General features: G+C 74.6%; 12 protein-coding genes. 1 reads left to right on the top strand and 11 read right to left on the bottom strand.

Features of this window, described 5'->3' with window-relative positions; genetic code table 11:
- The 9 genes from FHR77_RS04335 to FHR77_RS15910 all read right to left on the bottom strand — a co-directional run bounded on the left by FHR77_RS04335 (position 1) and on the right by FHR77_RS15910 (position 8,962).
- Positions 1-660: a methionine ABC transporter permease gene (locus tag FHR77_RS04335; RefSeq protein ID WP_056054022.1), complete on the bottom strand. Its 660-nt coding sequence runs from the start codon at positions 658-660 to the stop codon at positions 1-3.
- Positions 661-663: 3 nt separating this feature from the next.
- The gene (locus FHR77_RS04330; protein WP_167258974.1) at positions 664-1,719 is read right to left on the bottom strand and encodes a methionine ABC transporter ATP-binding protein; all 1,056 of its coding nucleotides are present in this window, start codon (positions 1,717-1,719) and stop codon (positions 664-666) included.
- A gap of 82 nt (positions 1,720-1,801) precedes the next feature.
- Positions 1,802-2,737 (bottom strand): MetQ/NlpA family ABC transporter substrate-binding protein, encoded by a 936-nt coding sequence (locus FHR77_RS04325; protein ID WP_167258973.1) that lies wholly within the window; start codon positions 2,735-2,737, stop codon positions 1,802-1,804.
- Positions 2,738-2,971: 234 nt separating this feature from the next.
- Positions 2,972-4,120, bottom strand: coding sequence for a flavodoxin-dependent (E)-4-hydroxy-3-methylbut-2-enyl-diphosphate synthase (gene ispG / locus FHR77_RS04320; RefSeq protein ID WP_185232272.1), 1,149 nt, complete (start codon positions 4,118-4,120; stop codon positions 2,972-2,974).
- Positions 4,121-4,166: 46 nt separating this feature from the next.
- Positions 4,167-5,495, bottom strand: coding sequence for a M50 family metallopeptidase (locus FHR77_RS04315; RefSeq protein WP_341777218.1), 1,329 nt, complete (start codon positions 5,493-5,495; stop codon positions 4,167-4,169).
- A 138-nt stretch (positions 5,496-5,633) separates the two neighbouring features.
- The gene (gene dxr, locus FHR77_RS04310; protein ID WP_167258972.1) at positions 5,634-6,710 is read right to left on the bottom strand and encodes a 1-deoxy-D-xylulose-5-phosphate reductoisomerase; all 1,077 of its coding nucleotides are present in this window, start codon (positions 6,708-6,710) and stop codon (positions 5,634-5,636) included.
- A 110-nt stretch (positions 6,711-6,820) separates the two neighbouring features.
- Entirely contained in the window at positions 6,821-7,804 is a 984-nt protein-coding gene (locus tag FHR77_RS16575; protein ID WP_167258971.1) for an FKBP-type peptidyl-prolyl cis-trans isomerase, read from the bottom strand.
- 10 nt (positions 7,805-7,814) lie between these two features.
- On the bottom strand, positions 7,815-8,381 hold the full coding sequence (locus FHR77_RS04300; RefSeq protein WP_167258970.1) for an FKBP-type peptidyl-prolyl cis-trans isomerase: 567 nt from the start codon (positions 8,379-8,381) through the stop codon (positions 7,815-7,817).
- 104 nt (positions 8,382-8,485) lie between these two features.
- On the bottom strand, positions 8,486-8,962 hold the full coding sequence (locus tag FHR77_RS15910) for an OsmC family protein (protein WP_167258969.1): 477 nt from the start codon (positions 8,960-8,962) through the stop codon (positions 8,486-8,488).
- A gap of 69 nt (positions 8,963-9,031) precedes the next feature.
- Here FHR77_RS15910 and FHR77_RS04290 point away from each other — a divergent pair, with 69 nt between their 5' ends.
- A complete protein-coding gene (locus FHR77_RS04290) occupies positions 9,032-10,066 on the top strand; it encodes an asparaginase (protein WP_167258968.1) in 1,035 nt (344 codons plus the stop codon).
- Positions 10,067-10,107: 41 nt separating this feature from the next.
- Here the strand turns inward: FHR77_RS04290 and FHR77_RS04285 are convergent, their stop codons facing one another.
- Positions 10,108-10,917, bottom strand: a complete 810-nt coding sequence (locus FHR77_RS04285) for a hypothetical protein (protein ID WP_167258967.1) — start codon at positions 10,915-10,917, stop codon at positions 10,108-10,110.
- An 89-nt stretch (positions 10,918-11,006) separates the two neighbouring features.
- Positions 11,007-12,746 carry a zinc-ribbon domain-containing protein gene (locus FHR77_RS04280; RefSeq protein WP_167258966.1) on the bottom strand — a complete coding sequence of 580 codons (1,740 nt, stop codon included), beginning with the start codon at positions 12,744-12,746 and terminating at the stop codon, positions 11,007-11,009.
- Between the last annotated feature and the right edge of the window lie 9 nt (positions 12,747-12,755).

Here is a 12,755-nt window from a genome sequence, read left to right as displayed (position 1 = left end):
TCAGCGTCGCAGCGCGCGACGGGCGAGGGCGTTGCCGGCGAACTGGACGAGCTGCACCAGGACGATGATCAGCAGCACGGCCGCCCAGGTCACGACCGGGTCGAACTGCCGGTAGCCGTAGAGGAGCGCGAAGGCCCCGAGCCCCCCGCCGCCCACGTAGCCGGCGACCGCCGACATGTCGACCAGCGCGACGAAGACGAAGGTGTAGCCCAGGATCAACGGCCCCAGCGCCTCCGGCAGGATGACGCTGCCGATGATGCGGAACGGGCCGGCGCCCGCGGCCCTCGCGGCCTCGACCACGCCGGGCTGGACGGTCAGCAGGTTCTGCTCGACGATGCGGGAGATGGCGAACGACGCCGCGAGCGAGAGCGTGAAGATGATCGCCGTGTTGCCCACGCCGGTGCCGAGCACGGCCCGGGCGAGAGGCTGGGCCGCCGCGAGGAAGATGATGAACGGGATCGGCCGGAAGACGTTGACGACGACGTTCAGCACGCTGAAGACGGGTCGGTTGGCGAAGAGCGCCCCGGCTCGCGTGAGGTACAGCGCGAGCCCGAGGAGGAGGCCGCCCAGGCCGCCCAGCAGGAGGGTGAGGGCCACGATGTAGACGGTCTCGTAGGCCGCCTGCCAGAGCAGCGGCTGGAGCTGGAGGAGGGAGTCCACGGGTCAGAGGCCCTTCTGCGTCGTGACGGCGGCGGGCGGGAGGAGCTCCGTGGCCGCGGGGCCGAGCTCACCGACGGCGGCCTCCACGGCCCCGTCGTCGCCCGCCAGGGCGAGGGTCAGGGTGCCGAAGGTCCGGCCGGCGATCTCGTCGATGCCGCCGAAGACGATCTCGAAGGAGACGCCGTGCCGGGCCAGGACCCCGAACACGTGCTGCTGGTCCACCCCGCCCTCGGAGACCCTGACGGTCACGAGCCGACCGGGGTGGCGTCGGCGCAGGGCCGCGAGCTCGTCGCCCTCGGGGCTGCCCGCGACGACCGTCGACACGAAGCGGCGGGTGGAGGCCTCCCGGGGCTCGCTGAAGACCTGGAAGGTGGGGCCCAGCTCGACCACCTTGCCGGAGTCCATCACGGCCACCCGGTCGGCGATGGACTTGATGACGTCCATCTCGTGGGTGATGACGACGATCGTGATGCCGAGCTCGGCGTTGACCCGCCGGAGGAGCCCCAGCACCTCCTGCGTCGTCTCGGGGTCGAGGGCGCTCGTCGCCTCGTCGGCGAGGAGGATGCGCGGCGACGTGGCGAGGGCCCGGGCGATGCCCACGCGCTGCTTCTGCCCGCCGGAGAGCTGGTCGGGCCTGGCGTGGGCCTTGTCGGCGAGGCCGACGAAGTGCAGCAGGTCGCTGATCCGCCGCTGGTGTTCGGCCTTCGGCACCCCGGCGGCCCGCAGCGGGAACTCCACGTTGCCCCAGACCGTCTTGGACGAGAAGAGGTTGAACTGCTGGAAGATCATGCCGATGCCGGCCCGCACCCGGCGCAGCTCGCGCTCGGGCAGCCCGGTGACGGGCGCCCCGTCGATCTCGATGCGCCCGCTGGTCGTCAGCTCGAGCGCGTTGATCAGGCGGACCAGCGTGCTCTTGCCGGCCCCGGAGTAGCCGATGATGCCGAAGATCTCGCCGTCCGCGATCTCGAGGCTCACGCCGTCGACGGCGGTCAGGGGGGCGCCGCCCTTCTCTCGGGGCGGGTACGTCTTCACGACGTCGGTCAGGGTGATGGCGGGCATGGTTCTCCTCGTCAGGGGCGGGACGGCCGGACCCGTGCACCAGGGTGGCACACGGGTCGGGCGGGGCAGGTCGGGCCGGGCGTCAGCCGTTCTGCTCGACGAGCTCCTTCGTCTCGTCCAGCGACGACTCGAGGTCGGCGACCGGCACCTTGACGGTGACGGCGGTGCCGCCCGAGTTCTCGACGACGCCGTCGGTGACGGCCTTGGTGTCCTGGTAGATCTGCACGAGCTTCTTCAGCGTCGGGTCGTCGGCGTCGTCGGCGCGGGCCGCGAACACGTTGACGTAGGGCAGCGCGGCGGGGTCGCTCGGGTCGTCCTGCGCGATCACGTCGTCGGTCGACAGGCCGGCCTTCGTCGCGTACTCGTTGTTGATGATCGCCCCGGCGAAGTCGGGCAGCGACGTCGCGGCGAGGTCGGCGGCGACCGTCGTGACCTTGACGGTGGACTTCGACTCGTCGATGTCGTCCACCCCGGAGAAGATGTCGCCGCCGTCCTTCAGCGTGATGAGGCCGTTCGACTGGAGCACGAGCAGCGACCGGGCGAGGTTGCTGGCGTCATCGGGGACGGCGACGGTGTCGCCGGGCTGGAAGTCGTCCACCGACGTGTACTCCTGCGAGTAGAGGGGCAGCGGGTAGATCGCCGTCGAGCCGATGGGCACGAGGTCCGCTTCGGCCGCGACGTCGTACTGGGCCAGGTAGACGATGTGCTGGAACTGGTTGAGGTCGAGCTCGCCCTCGGTGAGCGCCGGGTTGGGCTGCTCGTAGCTGGAGAAGTCGACCAGGTCGACCGTGATGCCCTCCTCCGCCGCGGCGTCGGTGAACGTCTTCCAGTACGGGTCGCTCGCGCCGACGACCCCGATGCGCACGGTCTCCCCCGCGGCGCCGGAGCCGCCTCGGCCGGCGACGGCCACGCCGATCCCGATCGCGGCGGCGATCACGACGACGGCGACGACGATGATCGCGATGAGTCGACCGGGGCCCTTCTTCGGGGCGTCGATCAGGGGCGTGGCGCTGGACATGTGTCTCCTCGGTGTTCTCTGCGGCGACGAGCCGACTGCGGTGGCCGACCCGGGTCGGCGCTCGCTCGGGCGTCCCCTCCATGGTGGAGGCTGCGCGGAGCGGGGGCGCGCGGGCGCGTCACACGACGACACATGCGTCGCGGCGCCCGGGCCGGACATGCGGGAGGCGCGGTGCGAGCTGTCACTCGCACCGCGCCTCCCGCGGGTGTGGCGGCCTCGGCCGCCGGGCGGTCGTCAGACCGTCAGGACCTGGGGCGAGCCCACCTCGCCCGGGGGCATCTCGGCGGCGAGGCGGTTGGCCTCCTCGATCAGGGTCTGGACGATCTCGGCCTCGGGGACGGTCTTGATGACCTCGCCCTTGACGAAGATCTGGCCCTTGCCGTTGCCGGAGGCGACGCCGAGGTCGGCCTCGCGGGCCTCGCCGGGGCCGTTCACGACGCAGCCCATGACGGCGACGCGGAGGGGCACGGTCATGCCCTCGAGGCCGTCGGTGACGTCGTTCGCGAGCTTGTAGACGTCGACCTGGGCGCGACCGCAGCTCGGGCAGCTGACGATCTCGAGCTTGCGCTCGCGCAGGTTCAGCGACTGGAGGATCTGCAGGCCGACCTTGACCTCCTGAGCGGGCGGGGCGCTGAGGCTGACGCGGATCGTGTCGCCGATGCCCTCGCCGAGGAGGATGCCGAAGGCGGTGGCCGACTTGATGGTGCCCTGGAACTCGGGGCCGGCCTCGGTGACGCCGAGGTGCAGCGGCCAGTCGCCGCGCTCGGCGAGCTGCCGGTACGCCTTGACCATGATGACCGGGTCGTTGTGCTTGACCGAGATCTTGAAGTCGTGGAAGTCGTGCTCCTCGAAGAGCGAGGCCTCCCAGACGGCGGACTCGACGAGCGCCTCCGGAGTGGCCTTGCCGTACTTCTGGAGCAGGCTCGGCTCGAGCGACCCGGCGTTGACGCCGATGCGGATGGAGACGCCCGCGGCCTTGGCGGCCGCCGCGATCTTGCCGACCTGGTCGTCGAACTTGCGGATGTTGCCGGGGTTGACACGGACGGCCGCGCAGCCGGCGTCGATCGCCTGGAACACGTAGTTCGGCTGGAAGTGGATGTCGGCGATCACCGGGATCTGGCTCTTCTTGGCGATGATCGGCAGCGCCTCGGCGTCGTCGCGGCTGGGCACGGCCACCCGGACGATGTCGCAGCCGGAGGCGGTGAGCTCGGCGATCTGCTGGAGGGTCGCGTTGATGTTCGGGGTGGGCGTGGTCGTCATCGACTGGACGCTCACGGGAGCGTCTCCTCCGACGAGGACCTTGCCGACCTTGATCTGCCGCGACTTGCGTCGCGGGGCAAGGGTCTCTGGGACCTTCGGCATTCCGAGATTGACTGCAGGCACGGACCACATGCTAGCCCCGCGGGCTGAGCGCCGAGTGGACCCGGCGTCAGCCGAACAGCTTGATCGGGTTGACGATGTCGGCGTAGGTCAGCAGCAGGCTCATGCCGCCCAGCACGATGACGACCGCGAAGGTCAACGGGATCACCTTCGCCGTGTCGACGGGGCCCGGGTCGGGCCTGCGGAGGAGCTTCGCGGCGGCACGGCGGACGGCCTCGATGAGGGCGCCGGCGACGTGGCCGCCGTCGAGCGGCATCAGGGGAACCAGGTTGAAGACGAACAGGGCGACGTTGAGGCTCGCGAGCAGGCTGACGAGGTACGCCGCCCGGTCGACGACGGGGATGCTGTCGAGGCTGACGATCTCGCCCGCCATGCGCCCGACCCCGACGACGCTGACCGGGCCGTTCGCGTCGCGCTCACCGCCGCCGAAGGCGGCCTGGGCGACGTCGACCATCCGCTGCGGGAGGTGCAGGACGACGTTCGCCACCCGGGCCACGGTGTCGCCGACAGCCGGCAGCACGGCCGTGACGGGCTGCCGCACGTTCTCGGTGGCGAAGCCGATGCCGACGAAGCCCACCTCCTGCGTGCGCGGCGCGCCGTCGGCGTCCGTCACGACGGCTCCGGCGTCGTCGGTGACCTCGCGCTCGGTGAGCACCGGGGTGACCTGGAGGGTCTGCTCGGCCCCGTCGCGCTCGACCACGACGTCGAGGGTCTGGTCGGGCGCGGCGCGCAGGGTGCTCGTGACCTGGTCGCCGTCGGTCATGGCGACGCCGTCGATCGACACGATCCGGTCGCCGTTCTGCATCCCGGCGGCGTAGGCGGGAGCCGGGGTCGCCCCCGCGGGGCAGCTGGTCTCGGTCGAGCCCGCCGGCAGGACGCACTCGTTCACGAAGCCCACGGTCGAGCTCGACTGGGCCGTGCCGAAGCCGCAGAGCAGGACGGCGAAGAGGGCGACGGCGATGAGGAGGTTCATCGCGGGGCCGCCGAGCATGATGATGATCCGCTTGTAGACCGGCAGGCGGTAGAAGGTGCGCTCCTCCTCCCCCTCGTCGATCGTCTCGGCGCTGGCGGTGCGGGCGTCCTGCACGAGGGTCTGGAAGAAGCCGGTGCTCGCCGTGCGCGAGCCGCCGGCGGCGCTCGGCGGGTACATGCCCGACATCGAGATGTAGCCGCCGAGGGGCAGCGCCTTGAGGCCGTACTCGGTCTCGCCGCGACGGCGGGAGAAGATCGTGGGCCCGAAGCCGATCATGTACTGGCCGACCTTGACCCCGAACTTCTTCGCCGGCACGAGGTGGCCCACCTCGTGCAGCGCGATCGACGCGCCGAGCCCGATCACCATGATCAGGATGCCGAGCACGTACAGCAGGATCGTTTCCACCGGCTCAGGGTAGCTGCCCGGACCAGGGGGCGAGGTGCGCCCCGGCCCTGGCGACGCTGGGAACGCCGGGCCGGCGGGGGCCGTCACCCCAGGTCTGGGGGCGGGCGCCCGACCGCGGCCGCCGGCGGCCGGGCCGGATCAGCCGGCGAGCAGCGCGTCGGCCTCCGCGCGGGCCCAGCGCTCCGCCTCGAGGACTCCCTCGAGCGACGCGACGCCGGAGTCGTGGCGGTCGACGACCTCGCGGACCGTGTCGAGGATGCCGAGGTACCCGACACGGCCCTCGTGGAAGGCCAGGACGGCCTGCTCGTTGGCGGCGTTGAAGACGGCAGGCACCGTGCCGCCGGCCCGGCCGACCTGCTTCGCGAGCTCGACGGAGGGGAAGGCCTCGGTGTCGAGCGGCTCGAAGGTCCAGGTGGAGGCGGTGGTCCAGTCCAACGGACGCCCCACGCCCGCCACGCGGTCGGGCCAGGCGAGGCCGAGCGAGATGGGCAGGCGCATGTCGGGCGGCGACGCCTGGGCGATGGTGGAGCCGTCGACGAACTCGACCATGGAGTGCACGATCGACTGCGGGTGCACGGTGACGTCGATCCGGTCGTAGTCGACGTCGAAGAGCAGGTGCGCCTCGATCACCTCGAGCCCCTTGTTGACCAGGGTCGAGGAGTTCGTGGTGACCACCAGGCCCATGTCCCAGGTGGGGTGCGCGAGGGCCTCCCGGGGGGTCACGTCGACGAGCTGGGCCCGGGTGCGACCGCGGAACGGGCCGCCGGAGGCGGTGAGCACCAGGCGCCGGACCTCACGCTCCGCCCCCGACCGGAGCGCCTGTGCGATGGCCGAGTGCTCGGAGTCGACGGGCACGATCTGGCCCGGCCGGGCGCGCTCCCGCACGAGGTCGCCGCCGACGATGAGGCTCTCCTTGTTGGCCAGCGCGAGGGTCGCGCCCGACTCGAGGGCCGCGAGGGTGGGGCCGAGGCCGACGCTGCCGGTGATGCCGTTGAGGACGACGTCCGTCGCGACGTCGCGGACGAGGGCCACGGACTCGTCGGTGCCGAGCGCGACGTGCTCGACCCCGAACTCGGCCGCCTGCCGCTCGACCAGCTCGCGGTTGCTCCCGGCCGAGAGCCCCACCACCTCGAAGAGGTCGGGGTTGGCCCGGACCACGTCGAGCGCCTGGACGCCGATGGAGCCGGTGGAGCCGAGGATCGTGACGCGACGCATGCCAGCAGCCTAGGGCCCGCGGGCGGGCCTCGGCGGGGGTCGCCGCGCCCCGGCCCGGCGCCGGTCGTCGGCTCGGGGCGGGTCGTCGGCTCGGGGCGGGGCGGGGCGGGCTAGGCGACGGCGAGCACGTCGATGACGAAGACGAGCGTGTCGCCGGGCTCGATGCCGGCCGAGGCCTGGCCGGCCTCCCCGTAGCCCTCCGCGGGCGGCACGACGACGAGCACCTGCGACCCGACGGTCTGGCCGATCATCGCGGAGGCGAAGCCGCTGACGACCTGCTGGGTCGAGAACGTCGCGAGCGTGCCGCTCCCCCAGCTCTCGTCGAAGACCTCGCCGGTGCGCCAGTTCACGCCCTGGTACTGGACGGTGACGTTGGCCGGGTCGGGCACGACCGGGCCGTCGCCGAGCTTGAGGACCTCCACCTGCAGGTCCGTGGGCGGGTCGCCCTCGGGGAGGGTGACCGTCGGGCGGCCGTCGTCGGCGAGCTCGACCGACGGGAAGCCGGGCTGCGCCTCCTGCTCGGCCCCCGTCGCCCGGGTCGGGACGACCGCGAAGGTGTCGACCACGATGACGGCGGCGGCGTTGGGCGGGTCGGTGCCCTCGGTGCTCGGCTGCATGTCGGCCGCGGAGGCGACGGTGACCGTGCGACCGCCGGCCTGGGCGCAGAGGAGCGCGCCCTCGAGCCCCGGCACGTAGTAGTCGGCGCTGATGGTGAGCTGCTCACCGGTGCCGCTCTCGTAGCCCGCGGAGTTGACGAGGTCGCCGGTCGTGGCGTCGAAGACCGTGATCGCCACGCGGACGACGTCGCCCGTGCCCGTGCGCTCGCCCGTGCCCTCGGTGACGACCGTCTGCTGGCTGGACGACGTGTCGACCGGCCCGCTCAGGGCGATCGTCGGCTGCGTGCCGACGTCGCCCGACACCTGGACCGACTCCGACGCCGGTCCCGACGGCAGGCAGTCACGGGCCGCTGCGGTCGCCGTGCCCGAGGCCGTGCCGTCGGACGGCGCCGGCTCGCCGCCGCCCGTGCAGCCGACGAGCCCCGCCGCGACGAGCGGCAGGACGGCGGCCGCGAGGAGGCGCGGGAGACGGCGCACGCGGGTCACGTCAGCCGACGGCGAGGATGTCGATGACGAAGACGAGGTCGTCCGTCCCGCCGATGCCGGCCTGCGGCTGGCCCGACGCGCCGTAGCCGTCGGCCGGGGGGATCACGACGAGCGTCTGGGAGCCGACGGTCTGCCCCACCATGCCCTGGGCGAAGCCCGTGATGACCTGCGTGGTGGCGAAGGTCGCCGGTGCTCCGCGCGACCAGCTCTCGTCGAAGACCTCACCGGTCGTCCAGTTGACGCCCTGGTACTGGACCGTGACGGTGTCGCCGTCGGCGACGACCGCGCCGTCGCCCTTCTTGAGCACCTCGACCTGCGTCTCGGTGGGCGCCGCCGAGTCGGGGATCGTGACGGTCGGTCGGCCGTCGGCGTCGAGCTCGACCGTCGGGAAGCCCGGGGTGGGCTCCTGGTCGGCGCCCGTGGCGCGCTGGGGGACGTCGCTCGCGGCGGAGCTCGACGAGCTCGACGGCGAGGACGTGTCGGCGGGGGCGGCCCCGTCGTCGCCGGCGCACGCGGCGAGCGCGAGCACGAGGGCGGGGACGGCCAGGAGGGACAGGGAGCGGCGCATGGTGATCTCTCGGTCGAGGCGGTGGGGGCCGGTCGTCGACGACGCTCGGCGCAGACCATTGTGCCGCACGACGTCGAGGTGTCCGCTGGGCGTCGTGCCCGGGGTCAGGAGGCGCGGACGAGGGTCGTGGGCTCGTGCCCGACCGGGAACGCGACGGAGGCGGCGATGAAGCACTTGCGGGAGGCCTCCGCGTGCAGCCGGGTCGCGGCCTCGACCATGCCCTCGTCCGCCACGGTCACGCGGGGCCGCAGGGTCGCGGAGGTGAAGCGCCCTCCCCCGTCGGCGGTCTGCGTCATGCTGCCCTCCGCGGCGTCCGAGTAGGCGACGACGACGACGCCCGCGGCGGCCGCGACGTGGAGGTAGCTGAGCAGGTGGCACTCGGCCAGCGCGGCGAGCAGGAGCTCCTCCGGGTTCCAGCGGTCGGCGTCGCCGTGGAAGGTGCGGTCGGCGGAGCCCTCGACGTCGTGCCGCTTGCCCGCGGCGGAGATCAGCGCGTCGCGCCCGTAGCTGCGGTACGACGTCGTGCCGACGCCGCGGTCGCCCGTCCAGGTGAGGTCGACGGCGTAGTGGTGGTCGAGCACGGGGACCTCCGGGGATCGGTGGCGGGCACGCCCCCGTCGGTGGCCGGGGGCGTCGGTATGCTCCCCATCATGACCGACCACCGTGCTCCCGCGCCCGTCTCCGCCCCCCGCCGCCCGCTCACGGCGGAGGGCAGCCGTGAGCTGGCCGTGCTCGTGCGCTCCGGGCTGGAGGAGAGCCGGCACCTCGGCGCGGCCGTCGTCGTCGACCACGACGGCGCCGTGCTCCGGGAGGTGGGCGACGGCGGTGCCTCGATCTACCCGCGCTCGTGCCTCAAGCCCCTGCAGGCGCTCACCGTGCTGCGGTCGGGCGTCGAGCTGCCCGGCTCCCAGGCGGCCATCGCGACGGCGAGCCACTCCGGCACCCCGGAGCACCTCGCCCTGGCCGCGAGCGTGCTCGCCCGCTCCGGCAGCGGAGAGGACGACCTGCTCTGCCCGCCCGACTGGCCCGGCGACCGGGCGAGCGCCCGGCGCGCCGACGGCAGCCGACGGCTCGCCATGAACTGCTCGGGCAAGCACGCGTCGTTCCTCCTCGCCTGCGCCGAGAACGGCTGGGACCCGGCGACCTACGTCGACCTGGACCACCCGCTGCAGCGTGCCGTGCGCGAGACCGTGAGCGAGTACACCGGCGAGGTCGTCGACCACGCGGGCGTCGACGGCTGCGGCGCCCCGGTGTTCGCGACGACCGTGACGGGGCTCGCGCGCTCCGTCGCGCGGGTCGCCGGCTCGGTGGCGCCCGGCCGCCGGGCGGGCGACCCCGAGGCCGCTCGTCTCGTCGACGCGGTGTTCGCCGACGCCTGGGCCATCGACGGCCCCGGCCGCGCCAACACCGTCACGGTCGATGAGCTCGGCGTCTTCGCGAAGCTCGGGGCCGAGGGCGTCATGGTGATGGGCACGCCGGACGGCGTGGGCGTCGCCGTCAAGGTGCTGGACGGCAACGTGCGCGCGGGGACGCTCGTCGCGCTGCACCTCCTCGTCGCCGAGGGCGCGGTGGACGCCGACGCGGCACGTCGCGTCGTCGAGGCGACCCTGGAGCCCGTCCTCGGCGGAGGCGTCGTCGTCGGCGGCATCGAGGTGAGCCCCGAGCTCGTCGCCGCGGGGCGCTGAGGGCCCTCGCGAACTCCGGCCCCGGCGAGGGTCGAGCCGCGTCACGGCCGTGCCCGCTCCGCGTCGTCGTGCACCGAGATGCTCCAGACCTGGACGGGCACCTCGCACGCACGCCCGTCGCGGCGGGTCACCGTCGCGGTGCCGTCCCGCGCGACGACCAGCACGCACGCGGCCGGCTCCCTGCTCGGTGCGTCCTCACCGACGACGGCCACCGCGTCGACCGGGCCGCCCTGCGCGCGGAGCTGCAGCCGGAGGCCCGCGGCGACCCCGCGGACGAGCACGGCGGGGCCGTGGACGTCGACACCGCCCCGGGCGTCGACGCAGAGCGGGCCCCGGGCGATCGTCGCGGCCCGCCGGGCCGGGGCACGTCGCCCCGCGGTGACCGGGTCGTCGCCGAGCACCGCCGCGCCCACGTCGACCTCCCCCGTGCCGAGGACGAGCCAGGCCGCGCCGCGGGGGCCTCGCGGCGCTAGGGACCGGAGGCCTCCGCGACGACGCACGAGTTCCGCGAGCGCCGCCGAGCTCGGGAACTCGGCCGACAGGTCGTCGGCCACGACCGCGAGCCGTCTCGTGACCGCGACCACCGCCTCCTCGTGCTCCCGCGCGACTCGACGTGACCGTGGCCTCCGGCGTCGGAGGGCCCTCGCCGCCGTCGTGCCGACCCAGGAGGCGGCCGCGGCGGCGACGGCGACGCTCCAGGACCGTGGCCCGCCGGTGGTCAGCACGACCGCTGCCACCCCGGCGGCGACCAGGGCGGCGTCCCGGCGGACGGCGGCGCGGGGCGCCCGCGGCTCCCCGGGCGACGGGACGTCGGGGGCCGGGGCCTGGGGAGCACGGGGAAGCGGGGGCATGCTCGAGGAGACCACGTCGCGCGGCCTCCACGGGAGACGCGTGCCGACGCCGGGGGACGGACGGGAGCACCGTCAGCTGGGGAGGGACCTCAGCTGACTACGAAGAACTGCTCGCCGATCTCGACGCGGGTGCCCCGCGCGACGCGCACCCGTGTGCCGGGCTCCACCCGGCGGGCGGGCTGGTCGTGGGGCCGGACGACGGTGCCGTTGCCCGACCACCGGTCGCTCACCCAGAGCGCCCCGAACTCCTGCCCGAACTCGAGGTGCGTCTTGGAGACGGACTTGCCGGGGTCGACGATGCGGACGAGCTGGTCGAAGCGCTCGCCGGGCTGCGGGGCGGGCGCACGGCCGAGCAGGCCCGAGCCGTCGACGGTCACGCTCTCGCCGGTGCTGAACTGGAGGAGGTAGGGGGTGCCCACGGGGCCGCGCCGGACGAGCCGGGTGGCGTCGACGTCGTCGTCGGACGGCGTCAGGTGAGAAGGCAGGGGCGAGGGGCGCCACGGCGAGGCCTCGGGCGCCCGCGGGGCCGGGGGCACCACGGGGGCCGGGGGCGCGGGCGGCGTGACCGGCCGGGGCGAGGGCTGCTCGACGGGCGCCGCCTCGCGGGGGGTGGCGGGCTCGACGGGCGCCGGCTCGACCCGCACGTCGGGCGCCGGCGCGGTCGGCGGCGTCCAGCTGGCCGGCACGGGAGCGATCGGCCCGGTGAACGACAGGGCGACGGACTGCACGACGGCACCGCACTCGGGGCAGAAGATGTCGTCCTCGTGGAGGGCGGCTCCGCAGTGGGTGCAGTGCTCGACGGCGGCCGCGCGGCCCGGCTCCACGAGGGGCACGGGGGCGACGGGGGCCGTGTCGCCCGCCGCGGGGGCGAACGAGACGGGCTCGCGGAGGGGCACGGGAGCCGAGGCCGGCTCGGGCTCGGCGGCCTGCGCGTCGGCGGACGCGGCGCCGTCGTCGTCGTCGGCCGCGGGCGTCACGTCGACGCTCTGGTCGTGCTCGGCGGAGTCGTCCTGGTCCGGGGCACCGGCGGTGGCGGTCTCGGCGGCGGGCGTCGCGGGACCGGACGCCTCCGACGTCGCGCCGATCACGTGGTCGTCGGCCTGGGCCGCGTCGTCGGTCGGGACGGCCTCGTCGTCGCGCGGCTCGGCGTCGACGTCGTCCGGTGAGGCGACGTCGTCCGGTGAGGCGACGTCGTCGCGGGCGGGCGCCGCCTCGTCGGCCTCCGCCTCCGCCTCCGGGCGCGTGCGCGACTCCTGGTCGACGGGGGCCGGATCGCCGGCGTCGGCCGGCGCCGACGCGGCCTCGGGGACAGGGGCCAGGGACGCCGTCCACAGCGGGGCCGACGTGGGCCGCGGGCCGTCGTCGTCGGCACCGGGCACGCGCAGGGGCGCGGGGCGGACAGCGGGGGCCGCCGCGGGCGCGGGTGCCGGGGCCGGGGCCGGTGCCGGTGCCGGTGCGGCGGTCGGTGTCGCAGCCTCGGCCGGCCTGTCGACGGGCCCGTCGTCGGGCTCCGTCGGGGCGGGGCGCGCCTCGGGCGTCGTCGGGAGGGGCTGCACGGGCTGGCCGGACCACGCCGGCGGCGCGGCAGGGGCGCGACGCTCGCGCACCCACCAGGGCTCCTGCTCGCCCGGCAGCGGACGGTCGGGCTGCTCGAGGCGCCAGGACGGCGTCTCAGCGGCCGGTGCCGGCCCCGCCTCGGCGACGCGCGCGGCCTCGGCCTCCTCCGCCCGACGGGCCGCCTGCACGTCCGCGCTCGTGACGGCCCGACCGCACTCGCCGCAGAACATGGCTCCGACGGGGAGGGGGCTGGCGCAGGTGGGGCAGTGCATCGATGAGGT

It is taken from the genome of Frigoribacterium endophyticum (assembly GCF_011759585.1).
Classification (GTDB): Bacteria; Actinomycetota; Actinomycetes; order Actinomycetales; family Microbacteriaceae; genus Frigoribacterium; species Frigoribacterium endophyticum.
The sequence above is the reverse complement of the archived record's forward strand: the minus strand, read 5'-3'. Positions and strand labels throughout refer to the sequence as shown.